This window comes from Aquimonas sp. (assembly GCF_044377145.1).
In the GTDB taxonomy this organism is placed as follows: domain Bacteria; phylum Pseudomonadota; class Gammaproteobacteria; order Xanthomonadales; family Xanthomonadaceae; genus Aquimonas.
Window position 1 is genome coordinate 1 of the sequence record NZ_JBILJQ010000076.1, and the last position, 23,150, is coordinate 23,150.

Below are 23,150 nucleotides of genomic sequence, written 5' to 3' on the forward strand. Positions count from 1 at the left end.
GCGCGTCTGCTTCTTCTTCGCCGTGTAGGCCAGAGAGTCGAAGGTGGTCTGCTTCATGGGGTGACTGTCATGTGGGTGATGCACAAATTCTACCAGCCGGGCTGGGATAAAACAGAGGTTCCCTAGAATGAGAGATAACGTGCTGCGTCACTGTCTCGTGGAGTGTAGGCGCGTAGGGGTAATCCACAGACCCTTGCCGAACGTGCGTCGGTGCCGACGCTGCGAAACTTCCAGATGGACACTGACGTCGTCGGCGCAGTGCAGTCGAGCCTGAACCTGTTCGCCGGCAAGGTCGGCCTGCCGATCGAGCTGATCAATCTCCAGGGCCGTGGTGGACTCTCCACTCAGGTCAGCTTGGGCTATTCGAGCGATGTCGCCTACGCGGTGCAGACGTGGAACGTCGAGGCGCCGACCGGCATTCTCGGATTGGGGTGGTCACTGGACGGGGACAGCATCGAGCGTGATCTGCGCGGATCGCTGTCGCCCTATGACGATGCCTTCTTTCTGCGGCGATCCGACGGCAGCGCCACCGAGCTGCATCTGCTCTCTCGCGGTGTCGACGCCTGGGTGTTCGAAGCGGAGAGTTTCGATTTCTCCGTGATCACCTACTTCCCTGCGCGCGACAGCTGGGAGATCACCGGCATCGATGGTCTGACCAAGCGCTTCGGCGATTCCTCCAACGCCCGCCAGCGCGGCGTGCATTGGGGCCAGGCAACTGGCAACTGGAGCGATGCGTCGATCCAGCTTGGACAGGGCACCTACACCTTGGCCTGGAATCTGAGCTCGATCAGCAACACCTACGGCGACGCAATCCACTACACCTACACGGAGTTCGCCGACGACGAAGTGCGGATCGGCCCAGCGGGTGGGTTGAGCTACACGCGCGCCAAGTATCTGAGTGGCATCAGCGATCCGGCCGGGCGTCAGGTGCGGTTCCACTATGGGGACAAGCGCAACGATGATGCGGTTCGGGAGTATGTTCCGCCGCATGTCGAAGTGGGCCCCGAGCGTGCCTACCAGGACCGCTACGAGACCAGATTTCTCGACGCCATCGAAGTCGTCCACCCCGGCCAGTCACAACCCACATTGACGGTCCGCTTCTGCTACGAACTGCAGCGCTACACCGACGCGGTCGGTGAGCCTGCCGCGCTGTTCAAGCGCTATCTGAGCGGGTTCGCTCTGATCAACGATCAGCGCAAGCTGCTGCCCGGCATGCGCTTTACCTACGAGAATCGAAGTGCCGATGAATTCGCCACCGGCGCCCTCGTCCGCGCAGTGTTCCCCAACGGCGCGGTGGTCGACTACACCTACCAGCACCGCGCGATCGGGGGCACTCAGTTGAAGCACGTCGCTACCCGCGATCAAACCGGCGCGGGCGTGCCGCGCGTCTGGATCGGCCCGAACTACACGGTTATTGCCCGTTACGACGCGCTGAACCAGCGTCGGCTGGTCGTCAGCGTGTTCGACTGGAATGGCAGCTGGCACCCGTACCGTGCGATCGACAGTGCGCTCGAGGACGACCTTGATCTCGATAGCCTCGCGGTCGATCTCCAGGACGACTTCTTCGTCATCAGCGCGCGCTTTGGTGGCCATGTTGTTCCCGAGCAGGTCTGGTGCCGGGCCGTGCGCCGCCAGTTTGGCCGCTATGGCGTCTGGGATGCGGTGCCGTTGCAGGCGCCGCCGCTGCCGCGGCCCGGCATGGACTATCAGGTGGCTGCCGGTGCCGGATTTGTGGTGCTGGCGGTGAACGATGTGGCAGAGGTGCTGCGCTACGTCTGGGACGCGCGTTCCTTGGCTTGGCAGCGCAGTTCGCTTGCGCAGGACGGTGGCGGCCAGTACTCGATTGTCGCCAGCGGTTCGCTTGCGCTGATCGCGCGCCTGGACCCGATCACCGGAATCGCCCAACTGCAGCTGATAGGGCTGGAGTCAGGTCTTGCCACCTGGCGTCTGCTGCGACTTGAGCCGTTCGCGCCCAGTCCCCACGCAGACGCTCCGATGCCGAGCTTCGTACTCTCGGAGACATTCGCCAGCGCCATCTTCATCACCCGGGTGGACGAGGAGCGCAAGCAGTTCGACTATGAAGTCCGCCTCTATCGCTGGGACCGCTTTCTGCAGAACCCCGTGCTTGATCGGCAGGTCTATCGCGACCTTCCGACCGATTCGGAAACACCGTTTCTGCTGGGTGCCGCTGCCGGCAGCCTGGTCGGCAATGCGCGCAACCTGTTCCGCTTCAACGGCACCACTTGGGTTGCGGCGCGACTGGGCGATTTCTCGACCAGCGAATCGCCACAGTTTGCCTACGGTCGCGACCTGGCCGTGGTCACCAGCGGCGTCGATACCGCGGTGATGAGCTACCGCCCCGAGCTGGACGCCTTCGAACGCACGCTGGAATTGCGCTACGCGCTCGGACCGCGCCAGCCCACGGTGGCCGGCAACTATCTGACGATCGGCAACCGCATCTACTACCGCCAGCCAAGTGGCGGGCTGCGTTACCTGCGGGATCTGCCCGCAGACGCCGAGCAAATCGCCAACGATGGTGATCGTTTCATCGCCTACGGATATCCGGACGGGCGCAGCTTCGTACTCCTTCTGAAAAACGGCGAGGCGGCGCCGCTGGCCGAGACCCTGGTCGGCCGGGCCTTCGTCCCGGATGCTGGCGCCTCAGGCACCGGACTGTTCGGGCCAACTGCATTCGCGACCTACGTCGGGCCAAGCTTTGACGCCGCCGAGGAGATCCATCTGCATCGCAGCCTCCACGGCCGGGTCAGTGGCGCGATCTACGACTATGTGGTGGTGAGCTCCCGCCTTCGCACGGCCGAGGACACAGCGCAGCTGACGCGATTGACCTACCCAAGCAGCGGCACCACGGGCCCGTTCGGGCTGGGTGCCCAGTATGCGCAGGTTGAATTGGCCCGCGGCACCGCTGGCGACGACACGCCGTTCGGCCGTGAGCGCTACACCTACTTTGACGGGTTGGCGCCATCCACCGCGGATCCTGGCCTGCCGTATGCGCTCTTCAACGGTCTGCTTCGAGAGAAGCAAGCCTATACCGCGGACGGATTTCTGCTGAGATCTGAAGGCAATACCTGGGATGTCACTCGCAGTAGAGTCGATGCGCGCACCGGGGCCAGCCGTACGCTGTTTGGTGCCTACGTTCGCCTGCGCCGCGAGGACGCCCGCGACTACGATCCCGCTCAGCCAGGGGTGTCGCTGGTGCACTGGCGCGAAACCACATTCAGCGCCAGCAACGGGCTGCCGGTGGAAACGATCGAGAACAATATCGACAGCCGCGGTCAGGCCCAGCGCCTTGCGATGCGCAGCGAGTACGCGTTCGAGCACTATCCCGATCTGGCAGCGCTCAATTGGCTGGACCAGGTTGCTCTGGCCACGCGCCTGGTCGATGGCGTCATCGTTGCTCGCGAGGCTCGCCTGTGGGGGCGGCAGTGGCCCAGTGGCCTCGCTCGACTGGCGCCACGCGTGCAGCTGCAGGCGCGCCATGCCGGCGCCGCCTTGAGCGCCGCCCAGTGGTCGGGTGACGCCGACCCTGATGCGGCCGACTGGCTCACGCTGGATACCGTGATTGACCGTGACCGGTTCGGTTCGGCGGTGGCGCAGCGTGATGCCACAGGCGTGTCCAGCAGCCTGCTGCTGGATGCCGAGGGTCGCTTCGTGGTGGCGCAGTGGATCGGGGCGGATCGTACCCGGGGTCAAGTCGGCTATCTGGGCTTCGAGCGCTACGAGTCGATCCAGGGCTGGACGTTGGGCGGCTCGGCGCAGAACCTGCAGGCCGCGATCCGCGCCGGCGATGCCCACTGCGGCGACTCCGCGTTGCTGATCGCCGGTGGATCAGCGCAGGGCCAGGGGCTCGGTTATTCCGCGCCGATCAGCGAAACCGTGTCACGCAGCTACGTTTTCGCCGCATGGGTGAAGACCCCGAGCGCAGCTGTGGTCGGTGCCGTTTCGGCGCAGCTGCGGATGCAGGTCGGCGCAGCCACGCAGACCCACATGCTGGAGCCAACCGATGGCGCATGGCGCTACGTCTGGCTGCTGCTTGAGGTGACGTGCAGCGTCACCGAACAGAGCTTGAGCGTGGCCATCGACAATCCTGGATCGGCGGATCTGTGGGTGGATGACGTCCGCTTCGGTCCGGCCGCCAGCGACTTCCGCGCCTCTGCCTGGGACACGCTGTTCCGGCCCATCGATGCGTTCACCTCGAACGGCCAGACGGTGCGTAAGCGCTACGGTGACTTCGACAACGCGGTGATCGAGGTCGATGCCGAAGAAGCCCTGGTTGCATTGTGGTCACCGCAGCAGACCTGGCCGGCTGCAAACGGGGTGGCGGGTGCCACCTCCAACAGCTTGCTCAGCCTCAAACCACAGACCTTTGCCACCCTGCAGAGCTTCGTGCTGGGGCCGGACTGGTCAGCCGACTGGAGCGGGCAGATCGATGCATTTGCCCCCCACGAGGGTCGACTCGAGCACCGCGGCGCGGGTGAGGCGCAGATCCACTATGCCGACCTGGGCGACACCGCGGGCGATTGGTTCGTGTCAGCCCGAATCCAGCCCCTGGGGGCGGTGGCGCCCACGGGCAGCTACGGTCTGGTGGCGGGCGATGTTCGGCTCGAGTGCGACGAGGCGCTGGCTGGCTGGCGCTTGGTCGCGTTGCCCGAACGCAGTGTGCTGGCACGCAGCAGCTTCGCGCGGCTCCTGCAGCTGCCCGCAAGCGCTGCGACGGTGCTCGACCAGAGCCGGCTGGATGCCGACATCGTCGCGGCCTTCACCGCCGCTGCTGCGCCCTTGACCGAGCTCGTCCACATCGACGTGATCGATGCTGGGCAGCGCTGGCGGCTGTCCACCGGCGGCGACACCGGTTGGACGTACGAACTGGTGCTGCGGGCGGGCGTGATCGAGGTTGCACGGCGCGACCGGCAGCTGCTGCTGTTGGTGCTGGGGCATACCGTATTGGCCTTTGCCGACGGTCGTCGCCTGTTTGCCGTTGATCGCGCTCAGGCACCCGATCCGCAGGCCGGCATCTTTGCAGCTGCCGATGTGAGCTTTGACCAGCTCAGCGTGGGCACGCATCCTCAGGTGTCGCTGGACTACCAGGACGGCGCTCTGCTGACCCGGCAGTCCCAGGTGGTGGCCGACACCTCGGTCGTTGCGACACAGCGCTTCTACGACCCGCTGGGACGAGCGGCGGTCACCAGCCAAGGCGCAGACCTTCCGCTCATGGGGCCCGGGCTGCTGGACTACACGACCAACCTGGCGATCTATGACTGGTCAGCCGCTGCGCTGAGCGGATTGGTTGCGGAACAGAATCCCGACTCCGGCGCGTTCGCCTATGCGCGGACTCGCTACGAGGCGTCCCCGCTCGGCCGTCCGGTTCAGCTGGGCCTGCCAGGTGCGGACTTCGCAATTCCGCCACAGGGTGGCTCAGGGCACACCGCGCGCACACGCTATGGGCTCAGCGACGGGCGCTTTGGCGAGCCGGTCGGCGCGTTCCGGCTGGAGGAGTCGATCAACGCCGATGGTCAGCGGGTGGTGACACTCAGCACGCTGCGCCAGGACGTGGTGATCGAAGCGGCACTCGCGGGCACTGCCCCTGATCGCTACGACCTCGGACGGCGACACTACGATCCGGCCGGACGCCTGATCGAACTGCAGAGCCCGATGGGGTGGTCGGATCAGTTCGAGTACGACTTCACGGGCCGCCGCACGCGGACCCGGCATGCCAATGACAACGCCGACCGGCGCATGGTCTACGACCGTGCCGGCCGGCTTCGCTTCGCGCTGATGCCGGACGGTGCCGCGTCCGCGCTTCCGTACTACCAGTGGTTCAAGTACGACCTGTACTCGCGGCCGACGAGCGCCGGAGTCGCCTTGGGAAGCTGGGACCCCGCACAGCTCGCGCTACACGCGGAAGACCCCGCCTGGCCGGATCTGCCGGCGCGCCGAAGCACCGAGTTCGACGGCCTGTGGCGAGGTGATCTGCTGGCGGTAGGCTTGCCTGCACGAAGCCAGCGGAGCTTGCAGGACGAATCGCCGCAGGGCGTTGATCCGGTGCTGGTGGTCGAAGAGCGCTACTACGACATCTGGGTTCAGACTATTGCCCAGCACTACCGAATCAGCGGCTCGACCGCGGATTCCGAATGGCTGGTCGGCTATGAGTACGACAATCTGAGCAAGGTGCTGGCCACGCACTACCCGGCGCTGGGCTCGGCCGCTGCGCTCTCTGTTCTGCAGAGATACGATCGTGTGGGTCGCACTGCCGAGCTTGCTTTCGACGGCCAACGTCATGCCTACCGCTACGATCGCAACGGTCTGTTGATTGAAGAGCGCTGGCAGCGTCCGGACCTCAGCGAGGCGGTGCGTCGTTTGCACTACAACTCCGCGGCGTGGCCGGTGCTGATCGAGGACCCGGGCCTGCGCCAAACCCTCCGCTATACCGAGGGCGGGGTGGGTGATCGAGGTTTCTTCAGCGGTAAGCCCGCGGCGATCGAGGTGGCCGCGCGTGGCGGCATCGCGGCGTGGTCGATGCGGCTCGACTACAACACCAAGGGCGCCCTGAGTGCCTGCCAGATCGATCCGGGCAGCACCGACGCGTTCCGCTATGACGCAAACGGCAACCTGCTGAAACTCGGTGCCGCCGACTTGAGCTACAGCGCGGCCGAGCACGATCGCACTCAGACAGTCTCCACAGATGGGTCATCTGCGGCGATGAGCTATCGCGCTGACGGCGCATTGGCACAGCGCGAGGTGTCCACGCAGCCGGAGGGAAACCTGTCGATGGGCTATGACGTGCTCGACGGCGCGCCGCTGCGGGTCGAACGCGGTGTGGCGCCCGCCGCGATCCTGCAACGAGTGCACTTCGACGCCGGCGGTCAGCGCATCCTGCGCCAGGTGAATGGCGCCAGCACCACCTATGTGCGCTCACTCAGCGGTGATCCGCTGCTCGAGCTGGCAGCCGATGGCAGCTGGCGCTGGCACGTGTACGGACCGTCTGGCGCGGCTTTCATGGGCAATGGCCAGGAGTGGGCTTATCTCTCGCGTGATTCGATAGGTTCGATCCGAGCCTTGGTCGATGCCAGCTCGCAGTTGTTGGCCGGCTACGACTTCCTTCCGTTCGGCGCCGCTTTGCGGGCACCGTTCGGGCCGCTGCGCTTGCAGAGCAACTACCGATTCATTTCCCGCGAGTGGGACCCGGTCGAACTCTACGACCTGCGCGCGCGCTACTACGATCCGAGCATTGGCCGATTCCTGAGCCAAGACCCGAAGTTCCAACAAGCCAGTCCCTACGTCTATGCAGCCAATTTGCCGCTGTTGCTGGAGGATCCGAATGGCGAAGAATTGCTGTCGATCCTGATCGGGCTGCTGGTGGGCGCGGCGATCGGCGCTGCTGTCGGTGCTGCCACCGGGGCGATCAGTGGCGTGGTAGAGATCGTCAGCCGCGACTTGGAAGGCGGCGAAGCGGCGGGTGTGTTTTTCGGTTTCCTCGGGCTCGGCTTGGCGGTGGGCGCCGTCGGCGGCGCGATTACCGGTGGCGTGGGCGCGGCATTGCCTTCGAGCGTGAATGCCAGCTTTGGCACGGTGGCCTTGAACATCGGCATCACCACGGCCACCGGCGCGGCTACCGGTGGAGTGCTGGGCGCGGCCGAGTCGGCCGGACAGGCGGCACTGCTGGGCGAAGACGCCGGCAGTGCTGCCTGGAAGGGCGCTTTGTCCGCAGCGATTGGCGCCGGTATCGGCGGCTTCTTGTCCGAGACCATCGAGCCAGCCGCCCGGCTTGCCAAGCACGGGCGGGCCGCGTTCGAAAAAACTGCCGAGCTCAGCGCCAACAAGTGGACCGTTTTCGCCGCAAGCACCCTTGGCGGCGCGGCCGGAGGCGCTACGTCAGGGGGGCGTGGCTGGCGCCTTGAACGGCGACTCTGCGGCCGACGTGTTTGCCACAAGCCTGCAGTCCGCCGCGCTTGGGTTCCTCGGCGCGCTGCCCGAACTCCGCAAGAAGCCGTGGAAAGCCACCAAAACCACCAAAACGACCAACAGTGTGGAGCTGACTGATTTCTCTGACATCGAAATCTAGCCCCATGAGCGCGGGTGTCAGCGGGGCCAGGGAGGGCCCGTGAAGCGCGGCTCTGAGGGCTCGACGGGGCGCCCTGAACGTGCGCACCGGAATCGCGATGAATGCTCCGACCAACATCGCGCGCTTCAGAACGATCTGCTCGTCCGGCATGGGCTCAGCCACCACACCCGTGTTGGATCAGATTTCGCCTGGGCTCTCACCTACGTTGCTTGTGGCAGGTGGACATGTCTGACTCCATCCAGGACGACGCTCCTCACCGCCAATCCCCACACTGCGCCTGCAGCGCCGCCAAGGCCGCAATCCCGGCCGTCTCGGTGCGCAGTATCCTCGGCCCCAGGCGCAGGCCGTGGGCGCCGGCGGCGCGGAGTTGGTCGAGGTCGCGGGGGCTCAGGCCGCCTTCGGGGCCGATCACCAGGCTGAGTGAATCGAAGGCGGGCAGGCTGGACAGGCTGTGTTCGCCGTCCGGGTCCAGCGCCAGGATCAGATGGCCCGGCGCCTTGGCCTTGGCGAGGAAGCTGTGCAGGGCCAGCGGTTCTTCGATCTGCGGCAGGCGCGCGCGGCCGCATTGTTCGCAGGCGCTGGCGGCGACGCCGCGCCAGTGCTGCAGGCGGCGGTCGGCGCGGTCGGCGTCGAGTTTCACTTCGGTGCGTTCGGTCACCACCGGGGCGATGCGGCTCACGCCCAGTTCGGTGGCCTTTTGCAGCACCCAGTCCATTTTTTCGCCCCGCGCCAGCGCCTGCGCCAGGGTCACCTGCAGCGGCGATTCGCGCGCCACCTCCACGCGCGTTTCCACTTGCACTTCGGCGGTGCGTTTGCCGAGGCTGCTGATGCGCGCGCTGTAGTCGCAGCCGTCGCCGTTGAAAAGGATCACCGCATCGCCCACGCCCAGCCGCAGCACGCGGATCAAATGGGTGGCGGCGGATTCGGGCAGGGCCAGGGTCTGGCCGGCGACGAGTTCGGATTCGATATGGCAGCGGGTGATGCGCATGGCGGGGTCGGCGGCGGTGGGAAGGTCGCTGCGAATGTAGCAGCCGTGGCGGGCGCGGTTTGGCCCGAAACGACGCTTGCTCGTTTGGAGTGGCGCCGTGTGCGGCATTGCAGGTGTTCTCGGTGGCTGCTGTCTCAGCGCATGAGACAGCAGCGCGCTCAGCTTGCGCGCCCACGCCGCCCGAGCCCGCCCATGTCCGCACCGCTGCCCTATGCCCCGCTGTTGAATGAAGGCCACAGCCGCGCGATCAGCGTGGCGCCGACGTCTGATCTGGTGCAGGCCGATGGCCTGGCGGGCCGGCTGGTGCGCAAGTACGGCGGGCGTATCACCGGGCATTCGATCGAGCCGGCGCGGCCCGGCCGCTATGCGGATCTGCCGGCGGACTTGCCGCCGCAGCTCGCGCATGCGCTGCGGCAGCGCGGTATCGAGCGGCTGTACAGCCATCAGGCCGAAGCCTGGCAGCTGGCGCGCGCGGGGCGGAATCTGGTGGTGGTCACGCCGACCGCGTCGGGCAAAACCCTGTGCTACACGCTGCCGGTGATTGCCGGCGCCTTGGAGCAGCGCGCCAAGGCGCTGTACCTGTTCCCGACCAAGGCCTTGGCGCAGGACCAGCTGGCCGAGCTGCTGGAGTTGAACCGCGCCGGTGCGCTGGGCCTGAAGGCGCACACCTTCGATGGCGATACGCCCGGCGATGCGCGCCAGGCGATCCGGCTGCACGGCGATCTGGTCATCAGCAACCCCGACATGCTGCATCAGGCGCTGCTGCCGCATCACACCAAGTGGGCGCAGTTCTTCGAGAACCTGCGCTATGTGGTGATCGATGAGATCCACAGCTACCGCGGCGTGTTCGGTGCGCATCTGGCCAATGTGCTGCGGCGGCTGCGGCGCATCTGCGCGTTCTATGGATCGAACCCGCAGTTCATCCTGGCCTCGGCGACGATTGGTAACCCGGCTGAACATGCCAGCGCATTGATCGGCGCGCCGGTCAGCGCGGTGACCGACAGCGGCGCGCCGACCGGCGACAAGCATCTGCTGCTGTGGAACCCGCCGATGGTCAACCGCGAGCTCGGCATCCGCGCCTCGGCGCGCTCGCAGAGCACTCGCATCGCGCGGCTGGCGATCAAATCTGGCCTGAAGGTGCTGGTGTTCGCGCAGACGCGGTTGCTGGTGGAGGTCATCACCAAGTACCTGAAGGACGTGTTCGACCACGACCCGCGCCTGCCGCAGCGCATCCGCGGCTACCGCGGCGGCTATCTGCCGACCGAGCGCCGCGATGTCGAGCGCGCGATGCGCGAGGGCCGCATCGATGGCCTGGTCGGCACCTCGGCGCTGGAGCTGGGCGTGGATATCGGCTCACTGGACGTGGTGGTGCTGAACGGTTATCCGGGCAGCATCGCGGCGACTCGCCAGCGGCTCGGTCGCGCGGGCCGGCGCGGGCGGCCGAGCCTGGGCGTGCTGGTGGCCGGCAGCACCGCGCTGGATCAATACATCGTTCGCCACCCGGAGTTCTTCGAGGGCGCAAGCCCCGAGATGGCGCGCATCCATGCCGATCATCCCTTGATTCTGCTCGACCATATTCGCTGCGCGGCCTTCGAGCTGCCCTTCGTCGAAGGCGAGCGCTTCGGCACGGTGGAGCCCGCGCCCTGGCTGGAGGTGCTGGCCGAGGCCGAGGTGCTGCATCAGGAGGCCGGCCGCTGGGAGTGGATCGCCGACAGTTACCCCGCCAATGCGGTGTCGCTGCGCTCGGTGGCCGATGGCAATTTCGTGGTGGTGGACCGCAGCGAAGGCCGCCAGCAGATCATCGCCGAGGTCGACTATTCGGCCGCCGCATTGACCCTGTACGAGGGCGCGATCTACCTGCTGCAGTCACAGCCGTTCCAGGTCGAGCAGCTCGACTGGACCGGGCGCAAGGCCTACGTGACGCGGGTCAGCGTTGACTACTACACCGATGCGATCGACTACAGCCGGCTCAAGGTGCTGGAGCGTTTCGATGGCTGCAATGCGGGGCAGGGCACCTGTCACCACGGCGAGGTGCATGTGGTGCGGCGGGTGTCGGGCTACAAGAAAATCCGCTACTACACCCACGAGAACATCGGCTACGGGCCGGTCAATCTGCCCGACCAGGAGCTGCACACCACCGCGCTGTGGTGGTCGCTGCCGGCGGAGGTGCTGGAGGCCAGCTTCAGTTCGCGACAGGACGCGCTGGATGCGTTTCTGGCCGCCGCCCATGCGCTGCATCTGGTGGCGGGTTTGAGCGCGATGGCCGAAGCCCGCGACCTGCAGCAGTCGGTCGGCAGCGGTGACGGCAGCTGGAGCCGGATCGACGGCTTCGGCCGTGATCTCCCCGAGGGCGCCGAGGCCGATCCGCGCTTCGCGCCGGCGGTGTTTCTGTACGACAACTACCCCGGCGGCATCGGCATGACCGAGCCGCTGTACGAGCGCCGCGCCGCACTGGTGCTGGGCGCGCTGCGGCTGGTCGAAGCCTGCGATTGCGCGGCCGGCTGCCCGGCCTGCGTGGGTGCGGCGCTGCAGGTCGATGGCGAGACGCTCAATGTTGAGCACGGCCCGAAGCGCCTCGCCCTGCGCGTGCTGGGCCTGTGGGCGGGGCTGGGCAGCGAATGAGCGCGCTGGCGGAACGGCTGCGACGGCTGCGGACTGAAGCCGGGGCGCGGGCTGAGGGCGGGGCTGTGCTGACTGCGCTGGGCGATGCAGGTTCACGGCCGGAGCATGTTGCGGTGGACGCGCTGCGGGTTGAGGTGGGTGTTCGATCGGAAGTGATCGCGCTGGAATCTGCGGCGGGCTCGGGGGCGACGAGTTCGACTCAGTGCGCGACAACGCCGTCGGCGGCTGGGCTGAAGTCGTTGCTGCGGCGGCATCTGCGGGCGCGTGATGCTGCAGGGCTTGCCGCCGAGCACGCTGCCGCAGCGGCGCCAGCCGAGTGCGATGCCGCAATCGCGTGCACCGATGAGGCGGCGAGCGATGCTGCTGCGGACAGCGCCGCATCGGGCGATGTCGCCGTATCGGCGGGAGATAACGTTCCGACCTCGGCCGAGCACCGAGCTTCGCGACAGCTGCCACCCGCGGCGCAACGGTTGGCCGCCGCGTTCGATGTCTCCGGTGAGCATGAGTTGGCGGGTCACGGACTGGGCTGCGCAAAGGCAGCATCAAGCACAGGCATCGCAGCAAGTACCCATCCGCAGTCGAGGCTGCTGTCGCCCAACGCCAGCGAACCGGTCATCGCGACTGAGGCAGCGAACCTTGCAGCGGACTCCGCCGGCATCGAGATCGCGCCCGGTCTGTTCGAGCGCATCGAACACCTGCCGCTGTCAGCGCCGCCGCCCTGGCAGTGGTTGCCGGATGTCGCGCCGCAGCTGCTGCCCACCGATGCGCTGCTGCATTTCGACACCGAGACGACCGGCCTTGCCGGTGGCGCGGGCACGCGCGCCTTCATGCTCGGCTACAGCCGCTGGAGTGCAGCGGGGCTGGAGTTGCGGCAGCTGTGGATCACACGCCTGGGCGCCGAGGCGCCGATGCTGGAACGCTTCGCGCAGTGGCTGTCGGCGGCGCCGGTGCAGCTGGTCAGCTACAACGGCCGCAGTTTTGATGCGCCGCTGCTGGCCGCGCGCTATCGGCTGAGCCGGCAGCGCAATCCTCTGACCGATCTGCCGCATCACGACCTGCTGCCGGCGGTGCGGCGGCGCTTCAAGGCGCACTGGCCGAGCTGCCGCATGGCCGAGGTCGAAGCGAGGCTGCTTGGCATTGAGCGTCACGACGACCTGCCGGGCGCGCAGGCACCGGCCGCATTTCTGCAGGCGCTGCGGCACGGCCGCATGCAGGCGCTGCAGCGGGTGGTGCTGCATCATCGCCAGGACCTGATCAGCCTGGCCTTGCTACTGCCGCGGCTGGCTCAAATGTCCAGCCAGGCACCGCGCGATTGGGCGCTGGCGCGGGTTGAGGTGCGGCGCTGAGCCTGGGCAAGCCGATCAGCCTGAGGCCGCAGCCCGGCAGAATCCGCCGCAGACTAGGTGCGGAGCGGCGGTGAAACCCAACCCGATCGACTCGAGTCGCTCCGCGTCTCGATCCCGTGCTCCACCGAACGGGCCCGCTGCGCACACGTTCGGGTTTCGGCCTCCGATATCACGCGCGCCCATGTACGGCCTCCGCGCTCCGCTGCCAGGCGCTGAGACCTTTGGCGCCGAGCGCGGTAAAGCCTGCGCCCGCCCACCGCCTCCGAGCCAAGGCGATGCCGACCGCTCAGCCTGTGATCCAATCCAAACACCCATCGCGTGCCGGGAATCCAAGTGATGCATGAGCCCCACAATCCCACCTGTTGCCCAGCCTGCGGCAGCGCCGAGCTGATGCGCGGTTCAATCGCCATCGGTGACGGCAGCGGCGCTCACTTCCACCCCGAGGGCTTGCCGCTGCTCAGGCTGGAACGGTCGGTGCGCCTGATGGCCGGCACGCGGTTCTTCGCTTGCTTGGCCTGTGATCTGGTGTGGTCGAACGCGGTGCCTGGGCACTTGTCGCGTCTGCTGACGGGCTGAAGCTCGGCAGGCGCTTGGTTTCGGCCTCGCCGCATGTACTCTTCCCGCCGCTGGGTGGCGCCTGCGTTGGTGCTGCCGATCAAACCCATCGGGCATTTGCTGCACACCGCAGAGCCGCCGACTGACACGCGAGGCTCGTGGTGTTGGCTGCGGCCGAGCTTCAGCTCGCCGCCGCGCCTGTGCCCGACCACTCCATCAGGAACGCAATGGCAATCAAGAAATCCGATCTCTACGCCTCGATCTGGGCCAGCTGCGATGAGCTGCGCGGCGGCATGGATGCCAGCCAGTACAAGGACTACGTCCTGTTCATGCTGTTCATCAAGTACATCAGCGACAAGTACGCGAACAGCCAGGACTTCGCCCCGCCGGTGTTTATTCCTGCTGGCGCGAGCTTCGCCGACATGGTCGCGCTGAAGGGCAAGCCCGGCATCGGCGACAAGATCAATACCGACATCATCCGGCCGCTGATCGAGGCCAACGAGCGCCTTGCCCGCAGCGACTTCCCGGACTTCAACGACCCCAACAAGCTGGGCGAAGGTCAGGCGATGGTGGATCGCCTGAGCAACCTGATCGGCATCTTCGAGAAGCCCGAGCTGGATTTCTCGGCCAACCGCGCCGAGCACGATGACATCCTCGGCGATGCCTACGAATACCTGATGCGCCACTTCGCCACCGAGAGTGGCAAGAGCAAGGGCCAGTTCTACACGCCGTCGGAAGTGAGCCGCGTCATCGCGCAGGTGATCGGCATCTCGCCGCAGAACACCAAGGCCTCCACCACCGCATATGATCCGACCTGCGGATCGGGCTCGCTGCTGCTCAAGGTGGCCGCGCAGGCGGGGCGGCACATCACCCTGGAAGGCCAGGAGATGGACGTGACCACGGCGGGCCTTGCCCGCATGAACATGATCCTGCACGACTTTCCCACCGCCAACATCCAGCAGGGCAACACGCTGGCCGCGCCCAAGTTCAAGGACGGCGAGCAGCTGCGCACCTACGACTACGTGGTGGCCAATCCGCCGTTTTCGGTCAAGACCTGGAGCGTGGGCCTGACGCCCGAACGCGACCCCTACCAGCGTTTCGCCTGGGGCGCGCCGCCGGCCAAGCAGGGCGACTACGCCTTTCTGCTGCACATCATCCGCAGCATGAAGAGCACCGGCAAAGGCGCCTGCATCCTGCCGCACGGCGTGCTGTTTCGCGGCAATGCCGAGGCCGCCATCCGCCGCAAGCTGGTCGACAGCGGCATCCTGAAGGGCGTGATTGGTCTGCCGACGAACCTGTTCTACGGCACCGGCATCCCCGCCTGCATCCTGGTGCTCGACAAGGAAAACGCCGGCGCTCGCCGCGGCGTGCTGATGATCGACGCCAGCCGCGGCTACATCAAAGACGGCAACAAGAACCGCCTGCGCGAGCAGGACATCCACCGCATCGTCGACAGCTTCCACAAGGCCGCCGACCTGCCGCGCTATGCGCGCATGGTGCCGTTGAGCGAGATCGCCGACCCCAGGAACGACTACAACCTCAACCTGCCGCGCTACATCGACAGCAGCGAACCCGAAGACCTGCACGACATCGAAGCCCATCTGCGCGGCGGCATCCCCGAACGCGATCTGGACGATCCCGCCAGCCCGCTGGCCGCCTACTGGCAAGTCATGCCCAGTCTGCGGCGCGCGCTGTTCTCCCCTCTCCCCGCGGGAGAGGGGCCGGGGGAGAGGGTCCGGCCGGGCTATTGCCACCCAACCTTGCCGCTGCAGGACGTGCGCGCCGCCATCTTCAGCCACCCCGAGTTCACCGCCTTCAAGCAGGCTGTCACTCAGCGTTTCGGCGCCTGGCGCACGCAAGCCACGGTCCAGCTCAGCGCCTTCGACAAAGGCCACCACCCCAAGGCGCTGATCGAGCAGATCGCAGAGGATCTGCTCGACGGTTTCAAGACCGCGCCCCTGCTGGATGCGTACGACATCTATCAGCGCCTGATGGACTACTGGGCCAGCGTGATGCAGGACGACGCCTACCTGATCACCGCCGACGGCTGGGTCGCCAAGCCGGCGCGCATCATCGAGATCGACAAGAAGGGCAAGCGCAAGGACAAGGGCTGGATCTGCGAACTGATCCCGAAGCCGCTGATCGTGGCCCGCTTCTTCGCTGCCGAACAGGCCGCGCTGGAAGCCATGCAGATTGAACTTGAAGCGACTTCGGCCAGCCTCGCCGAGCTCGAAGAAGAGCACAGCGGCGAAGACGCCGCCTTCGCCGGCTTCGACAAGATCAACGCCAAGCAGGTGAAGGACCGCATCAAGGAAATCGGCAGCGACACCGAGGCCGAAGACGAACGCGCGGTGCTCAAGCGCTGGCTGCAGCTCAGCGAGCGGGAGTCGAAGCTCAAGACGGCGATGAAGGAGCAGGATGCCGCGCTCGACGCGCTGGCCTACGCGAAGTACCCCACGCTGAGCGAGGCCGAGATCAAGGCCCTGGTGATCGATGACAAGTGGATGGCGCGGCTGACGACCGATGTGCAGGCCGAGTTGGAGCGCGTGTCGCAGCGGTTGACCGGGCGACTGCGTGAGTTGGTCGAACGCTACCAGACGCCGTTGCCGCGGCTGATTGACGAAGTGGCATCTCTGGCTGTCAAAGTCGATGGACATTTGGCGAAGATGGCGATCGCATGGAGCTGATGAAGGGGTACAAGCAGGCGGAAGTTGGATTGATTCCGAACAGTTGGAAATGCCTGTCGATCAAGGATGCAGCCTCGTGTCGGGCAAACGCGATCGTGGGAGGGCCGTTCGGATCAGACCTTGTTTCGGCCGACTACCAGAGCACTGGCGTCCCCGTGATCCGTGGGCAAAACATGGCGGCAGCAACAGTTTCGGGTGAGTTCGTGTTCGTCACTCCAGCGAAAGCGAAGTCCCTCAGTGCCAATCTTGCGCGGCCGGGAGACCTGGTTTTCACGCAGCGTGGCACGCTCGGACAGGTTTCGATCGTGCCCCACGGAGAGTACGAGTGCTACCTCCTATCACAGAGTCAGATGAAGGTGACTCTTGACGAAGAGTGCCATGACCCTAAGTTCGTACTGCAGTATTTTGCCAGTGGCGACGGGCAGAAGCAGATCGCGAAAAGTGCGATCCAGACTGGGGTGCCTCACACCAACCTGGGGATCTTGCGATCGTATCGAATCCCGGCGCCGCCGATCCGGGAGCAGCAGGCGATCGCGAAGACTTTGGGCCACACCGACGCGCTACTTGGCAACCTCGACCGCTTAATCGCCAAGAAGCGCGACCTCAAGCAGGCCGCGATTCAGCTGCTGCTGCGGGGCGTGCGGCGTCTGCCCGGGTTTGCGGCGGAGTGGAAGCGGGTTCGCCTGGGTGATCATCTCGCCTTCCTCAAGAACGGCGTGAACTCGCGTGCGGAGCTCATTGCGGAAGGTAGTGGGCTACGTCCACTACGGCGACATCCACACTTCCGATTCGGTGCTCCTCGATCCCAAATTAACTGTCATGCCCCAGCTGCCGCGCGAGAAGGCGTCCGCCTTGCCGCGGCTGGTGGACGGCGACCTTGTGTTCGCTGACGCTTCAGAGGACATGGACGGTGTGGGCAAAGCCGTCGAGATCTGCGGAGTGGCAGGGCAAGACGTGGTCGCAGGCCTGCACACCATCGCGGTCAGGTTCGACAAGCGCATTCTCACGGATGGCTTCAAGGCCTATCTTCAGTTCGTTCCCGCCTTTCGCGAGCAGGTGAAGCGTCTGGCAGCCGGCACAAAGGTGTATGCCACGCAGCGAGCGCATATCGCGAGTGTCGAGCTCGACTTGCCCGGTGTAGAGGAGCAAACCGCCATAGCCACCGTCCTGTCCGACATGGACACCGAACTCGCCACCCTCGAAGCCCGTCGCGACAAAACCCGCGCGCTCAAGCAGGGCATGGTGCAGGCGCTGCTGACCGGGCGGGTGCGTCTGGTATGAGCTCGCCGTCCGCACCCGCGCGCTGTTTTATCGGCTGGGATGTGGGCGGCTGGAACTGCGAGCGCAATGGCGCAAGCCGCGATGCGATCGTGATTCTGGATGAGGCGCTGCAGGTGATGGGCCAGCCCTGGCGCGGCAATCTGCGCGCCTGCATCGCTGCGGCGGGCTCAAGCGATGCTTGGCTGCGCGCCCTGTTTCAACACTGCCACGTGGCGGCGCCTGAGCCACTGCCGCAGGTGACAATGGCGATCGACACGCCGCTCGGCTTCAGCGACGAGTTCGTGCGGCTCGTTACGCGGCAGGGCGCGGTCGAGGCTGATGAAGTCTCGGGGCGCAACCGCTACCTGTTTCGTTACACCGAGCGACATCTGTTCGAGCGCGGCTTGAAGCCGCTGTCCGCCATCAAGGACATGATCGGCAGCCAGGCCACCAAGGGCATGCACGTGCTGGCGCGCTTCGCCCCTCAGATGCTGAGCTGCGGCGTGTGGACCGACGGCGCAGGCTTCCGCGCCATCGAGACCTATCCCGCCGCCTGTCGCAACGCGCCGGTCATTACCGGACTGCTGCAAGGCCGCCCGTCGCTCGGGCACGTCGACCTTGACGATGCGCGGGTCTGCGCGCTTATCGCGAATTTGTTCGCGGATGGGCTGGCGCAGCTGGAGGCCCCGCCCGACTCGGTGCCCGCTTCGGAAGGATGGATATGGATACCAAGCGCCGGTTGATTCTCCGCTACCCAGCCACCCGCGCTCGGCGGGGCGGCGCTGATCGACTCAACACTCGAACCCTCGTGCAGGGCATCATGCCTCGCGTTGCCTGCGGCCCCGACGAAAAGCGGCCGCGCCCTCGGACTCCAGAGGTGTTTCCATGATTCGCGCGGTGACGATTCGCGGCTTCAAGTCGATCCAGGAGGCCAGCATCGAGCTGGGACGCCTGAACTGCTTTATCGGCGCCAACGGGGTTGGCAAAAGCAATGTGCTGGAGGCGCTGGGTGTGCTCGGGGCTGCCGCGAACGGCGTGGTAGACGATGAGAGCCTGCTGCGGCGCGGCGTGCGCGCCGGCCTGCCGCGTCTCTACAAGAGCTCGTTCGCGGCGCACCAGACACCTGTCCATATCGGCGTCGGCGCCGTAGGCAGCGAGAACGAGGAGTACCGGGTATCGCTCTGGAATCCGCTCGAATCGCCGGAGCCGGCGTGGTCGTACAAGACCGAGTTCTTGAGGGACGAGAAGATCGAAATCGTTACTCGTGGGCCGCGAAGCAACAAGAATCTGCGACCGCAGGCCGGTCTGGCGGCGCTGAAACTGGTTGACCTGCCAGCGGAAAACAGGGCAGCCCAATTGATGAACCTGCTGCAGAGCTACGCAATCTACTGCCCCAACACGCCCAGCCTGCGCGGGCTGATCTCTGATCAGCAGCCGCGTACACCGGTGGGCTTGAGCGGCGGCGGGCTGGCCGAAGGCTTCCAGTCACTGCAGCAGTTTCTGGCCGGTAGCGAGGGCGGCGAGGTCGTGTTAGATGAGGTGCTGGAGCTGATTGATTGGGTGGCCGATGTGGAGGCCACCAGCTACGGCGCGTCCCTGGTCTCCAGCAAGGTGCCGCGCACCAAGCTGATGCTCAAGTTCACCGACCGCTACATGGCCAAGAGCCGCAACGAACTGACGGCTTACGATGCCAGCGAAGGCGCGCTCTACATCCTTTTCTGTGCGGTGCTGTGCCTGTTGCCGCAGGCCCCCAAGATTTGCGCCGTCGACAATCTCGATCAGGCGCTCAACCCACGTTTGTTGACCCGGCTGACTGCGCGTCTGGCCGGCTGGCTCATGCGCGCTGATCCTGAGCGGCAACTTCTGTTCACGGCACACAATCCCGCGGCGCTCGATGGGCTGCAGCTCAGCGACCCCGAGGTTCGGCTGTTCGCTGTTGAGCGCAACAGCGAGGGCATGACGGTGTTCAGGCGCATCGCGCTGTCAGGGGAACTGCTTGCCATGAACAAGGAGTTCCCGCTTTCACGGCTTTGGATGATGGGACATCTGGGAGCGGTGCCCAATGTCTGATCTGCGTATCGCGTTGGTCGCCGAAGGCCGCACCGACTATGAAATCGTCCATGCGGCGTTGAAGGCGATTCTGCCGAAGCCTTTTGTCCTCACGCTGCTTCAGCCCGAGGAAACGCAGCCCCGCTTGGGGCAGGGATGGAGCGGCGTTCTGAAGTGGTGCATGGCAGCGGCGCAGCGCTACCCAGCATCGCTGGACGATGACCCGACGCTGGCGCATTTCGATCTGCTGGTGCTGCATCTCGATGCCGATGTCGCGCTCAAAGACTATGAGGACTGCGGCCCCGATGTCATGCGTTTGGCGGCAGCCCAGGGCTGGAAGACCTTGCCGTGTGCGAAAGCATGCCCGCCCGCCTCGGATACCTGCGATGAGATCGGGCAGGCCATACGCAGTTGGCTGGCGCCAGCCACGGTCGGCAACCGGACCGTTGTGTGCGTGCCTGCGCAGTCGTCGGGGACCTGGCTCGCTGCGGCAGCGCTCCCGGCGGGGCATGCGCTGCTGGCAGGCGTGGAGTGCAACCCGGCGGTGGAATCCCGACTTGAAACTCTGCCGCTCAAGCTGAGAATCCGGAAGAGCGCTCGCGAGTACCAGACGCGCGCTGTGAAGATCACGCGTGAGTGGGCCAAGGTCAAGTCCTTGTGTTCGCAGGCGGAGGCTTTTGAGCAGGCGGTGCAGGCGGTCGCGTAGTGGGGAGGCGTCGAAGCAGACGCAATCAGGCCCGCCTGCGGGACCCAAGCGGTATCCAGTGAGCCACCCGATAGGACACTCTGATGGCTGAGCGTGCCCGCTCCGAACGCAACACCCAGACCCGCGTCGTCGCGCTGTTCCGCGATGCCTTGGGCTACCGCTTTCTCGGCGACTGGAGCACGCGGCCTGGCAACCGCTGCATCGAGACCGACCTGCTGCGACCAAACTTGAGCGCACGCGGCTACTCGGCCGCGCAGATTGCTGCGGCTCTGCAAAAGCTCGAAACGGCGGCGGACATCACCGGCATCACGCCGTATCAGTCCAACCTGCGGACCTATCAACTGCTGCGCTATGGCGTGCCGGTGCAGATCGCGGCGGGGAAGGCGCACCAAACGGTGCATTTGATCGACTGGGACGCTCCTGAGCGCAACGACTTCGGTGTGGCGGAAGAAGTCACGCTGCGCGGTGGGCACGAGCGCCGCCCGGATCTGGTGCTGTATCTGAACGGTCTCGCGGTCGGCGTGATCGAGCTGAAGCGCAGCTCGGTGGAGATCGGCGATGGCGTGCGTCAGCTGATCAGCAATCAGGAGCCGATCTTCAACGCGGGATTCTTCAGCACGGTGCAGCTGCTGTTCGCGGGCAGCGACGCGCAGGGCTTGCGCTATGGCACCACCGGCACGCCGGAGAAGTTCTTTGTCGAGTGGAAAGATGAGCAGGCCAGGCCGCTGGACGCGCCCGGCTGCCTGCTGGATCGCCCGCTGGCGCAGATGTGCGCCAAGGAGCGCTTGCTGGAGTCGATCCGAAATTTCGTCATCTTCGATGCTGGGCAGAAGAAGGTGCCGCGGCCCCATCAGTACGCCGGCGTGAAAGCCGCGCAGGAGCGCATCCGCCGCCGCGAGGGTGGGGTGATCTGGCATACGCAGGGCAGCGGCAAGAGCATCCTGATGGTGCTGCTGGCCAAGTGGCTGCTGGAGTTCGACGCCGAGGCGCGGGTGTTGATCGTGACCGATCGCGATGAGTTGGATCGGCAGATCGAGGGCGTGATGCGCAACTCGGGCGTGCTCGGCGAGAGTTCGCCTTCACCGCGCATCACCAGCCGCGCCGAACTGGTGGCCAAGCTCGGCGCGCCGCTGCCGCGCCTGCTCTGCGCCCTGGTGCACAAGTTCGACCCGAAGGATCTGCAGGGCGAGCCACCGCGCATGCACGGCCGCTTCCATGTGTTCGTCGACGAATGCCATCGCACCCAGGGCGGCGACATGAACCGGCAGATGAAGCGCTGGCTGGCGTCGGCGGTGTTCATCGGTTTCACCGGTACGCCCCTGCTGCGCCGTGACAAGCAGACCACGCGTGAAGTGTTCGGCACCTACATCCACACCTACAAATTCCATCAGGCGGTGGCGGACAAAGTGGTGCTGGACCTGAAGTACGAAGCGCGCGACGTGCCGCAGCGCCTGACCTCGAAGAAGAAAGTCGATGAGTGGTTCGAGCAGAAGACGCGCGGCCTGAACAATTTCCAGAAGGCCGCCGTGCGCCGACGCTGGGCCACGCTTGAGGCCCTGATGAGTGCGCAGGAGCGCAAGCAGCGCATCATCGCCAGCATCATCGAGGACTTCAGCCTGAAGCAGCGACTGAACAATGATCGCGGCACGGCGATCCTGGTGGCAGCCAGCATCTACGACGCCTGCCACTACTTCAGGCTGCTGCAGCACACGCAGTTCGGCCCCTTTGTCGGCATCGTCACTTCGTTCGGCCCGAACCACAACTCGATCTCGCGCGAGCCGGCCAACAGCGATGAGCGCTACAAGTACGACACCTACACGCAGCACGTCACCTACACGCAGCACGTCTTGAAGGGCTTCGGAAGCACCGAAGCCTACGAGGCTGAAATCAAGCGACGATTCATCGACGAGCCCGCCAATACCAAGCTGCTGATCGTGGTCAGCAAGTTGCTGACGGGCTTCGATGCGCCCAGCTGCACGTACATCTATCTCGACAACGAGCTGCGCGATCACAACCTGTTTCAGGCGATCTGCCGCACCAACCGGCTGGATGGCGACGACAAGGACTACGGCCACATCGTCGACTTCAAAGAGCTGTTCGGTGACGTGCAGCAGGCGATCGCGGTCTATAGCTCGGATGAGCTGGACATCGACGAGGGCGGCGAGGGCAACAACGTCGAACTGAAGGACTGGATCCGAGAGGGCCGCAAGCAGCTGGACAGCGCACGCGAGGCGCTCAAGCACCTGTGCGAGCCGGTGTCGCCGCCGCGCGAGATCGAGGACTATCTGCGCTACTTCTGCGGTGGTACGGCCGAGTCGCTGCTGGAGGCCGAACCCTTGCGGATCGCGTTCTACAAGGCAGTGGCCGGCTTCGTGCGTGGGTACTCCGAGCTGTCGAGCGAGCTGGCCAAGGCTGGATTTTCGGACGCCGAGGCGAAAACGCTCGACGAGGAAGTAGCGAGCTACAGCGAGCTTCGGGCTGCCATCAAAAGGCACTCGGGCGAGGAGCTGGACATCAAGCCTTTCGAGGCCGACATGCGCCACCTGCTCAATACCTATGTGCAGGCGGACTCCGCCGATGTGATGGGGGATTTGAGCGAGTTGTCGCTGACCGAGCTGATCATCCAGACCGGCATCCACGATGCGATCGCGCGCAAGCTCAACCAGAAGGGCCGACTGTCTCGGGATGCGATCGCCGAGGGCATCATCAACAACGTCCGCAAGACGATCATCCGGAACGCGTCAACCCCTTTGAGACAGCCTGTTCACCAGATAGCTGTCATTCGTTCTCCTGAGTGGCGGATTCGCTCATGCTTGCGATCTCGTTGCTTCCGAGTTCACTGGGCAGGGTCACGATG

Annotated in this window: 12 protein-coding genes; 11 read left to right on the plus strand and 1 reads right to left on the minus strand. The window is 65.6% G+C overall.

Going from position 1 to position 23,150, the window contains the following annotated elements:
* Positions 1-234 precede the first annotated feature (234 nt).
* Positions 235-8,058, plus strand: a complete 7,824-nt coding sequence (locus tag ACIQ7H_RS18340; RefSeq protein ID WP_395794211.1) for an RHS repeat-associated core domain-containing protein — start codon at positions 235-237, stop codon at positions 8,056-8,058.
* Between the two features lie 275 nt (positions 8,059-8,333).
* Here ACIQ7H_RS18340 and ACIQ7H_RS18345 read toward each other — a convergent pair whose 3' ends face one another.
* Positions 8,334-9,068, minus strand: a complete 735-nt coding sequence (locus tag ACIQ7H_RS18345) for a 16S rRNA (uracil(1498)-N(3))-methyltransferase (RefSeq protein ID WP_395794213.1) — start codon at positions 9,066-9,068, stop codon at positions 8,334-8,336.
* Between the two features lie 204 nt (positions 9,069-9,272).
* Between ACIQ7H_RS18345 and ACIQ7H_RS18350 the strand changes: the two genes are divergently transcribed.
* The 10 genes from ACIQ7H_RS18350 to ACIQ7H_RS18395 form a co-directional block, all read left to right on the plus strand.
* Positions 9,273-11,690: a DEAD/DEAH box helicase gene (locus tag ACIQ7H_RS18350; protein ID WP_395794235.1), complete on the plus strand. Its 2,418-nt coding sequence runs from the start codon at positions 9,273-9,275 to the stop codon at positions 11,688-11,690.
* Positions 11,687-13,036 (plus strand): ribonuclease H-like domain-containing protein, encoded by a 1,350-nt coding sequence (locus ACIQ7H_RS18355; RefSeq protein ID WP_395794215.1) that lies wholly within the window; start codon positions 11,687-11,689, stop codon positions 13,034-13,036. The genes ACIQ7H_RS18350 and ACIQ7H_RS18355 overlap by 4 nt, the downstream gene beginning before the upstream one ends.
* A gap of 336 nt (positions 13,037-13,372) precedes the next feature.
* The gene (locus ACIQ7H_RS18360; protein WP_395794217.1) at positions 13,373-13,612 is read left to right on the plus strand and encodes a hypothetical protein; all 240 of its coding nucleotides are present in this window, start codon (positions 13,373-13,375) and stop codon (positions 13,610-13,612) included.
* Between the two features lie 206 nt (positions 13,613-13,818).
* On the plus strand, positions 13,819-16,278 hold the full coding sequence (locus ACIQ7H_RS18365) for an N-6 DNA methylase (RefSeq protein WP_395794219.1): 2,460 nt from the start codon (positions 13,819-13,821) through the stop codon (positions 16,276-16,278).
* Complete coding sequence (locus ACIQ7H_RS18370) at positions 16,269-17,168, plus strand: restriction endonuclease subunit S (protein WP_395794222.1); 900 nt, start codon at positions 16,269-16,271, stop codon at positions 17,166-17,168. The genes ACIQ7H_RS18365 and ACIQ7H_RS18370 overlap by 10 nt, the downstream gene beginning before the upstream one ends.
* A complete protein-coding gene (locus ACIQ7H_RS18375) occupies positions 17,143-17,559 on the plus strand; it encodes a hypothetical protein (protein WP_395794224.1) in 417 nt (138 codons plus the stop codon). The genes ACIQ7H_RS18370 and ACIQ7H_RS18375 overlap by 26 nt, the downstream gene beginning before the upstream one ends.
* Entirely contained in the window at positions 17,556-18,281 is a 726-nt protein-coding gene (locus ACIQ7H_RS18380; RefSeq protein ID WP_395794226.1) for a hypothetical protein, read from the plus strand. The genes ACIQ7H_RS18375 and ACIQ7H_RS18380 overlap by 4 nt, the downstream gene beginning before the upstream one ends.
* A 142-nt stretch (positions 18,282-18,423) precedes the next feature.
* Positions 18,424-19,608 carry an AAA family ATPase gene (locus ACIQ7H_RS18385; protein ID WP_395794228.1) on the plus strand — a complete coding sequence of 395 codons (1,185 nt, stop codon included), beginning with the start codon at positions 18,424-18,426 and terminating at the stop codon, positions 19,606-19,608.
* The gene (locus ACIQ7H_RS18390) at positions 19,601-20,293 is read left to right on the plus strand and encodes a hypothetical protein (protein WP_395794231.1); all 693 of its coding nucleotides are present in this window, start codon (positions 19,601-19,603) and stop codon (positions 20,291-20,293) included. Before ACIQ7H_RS18385 ends, ACIQ7H_RS18390 begins: the two co-directional genes overlap by 8 nt.
* A gap of 83 nt (positions 20,294-20,376) precedes the next feature.
* Positions 20,377-23,150 (plus strand): type I restriction endonuclease subunit R (locus tag ACIQ7H_RS18395; protein WP_395794233.1); only part of this gene is annotated, 2,774 nt, incomplete at its 3' end.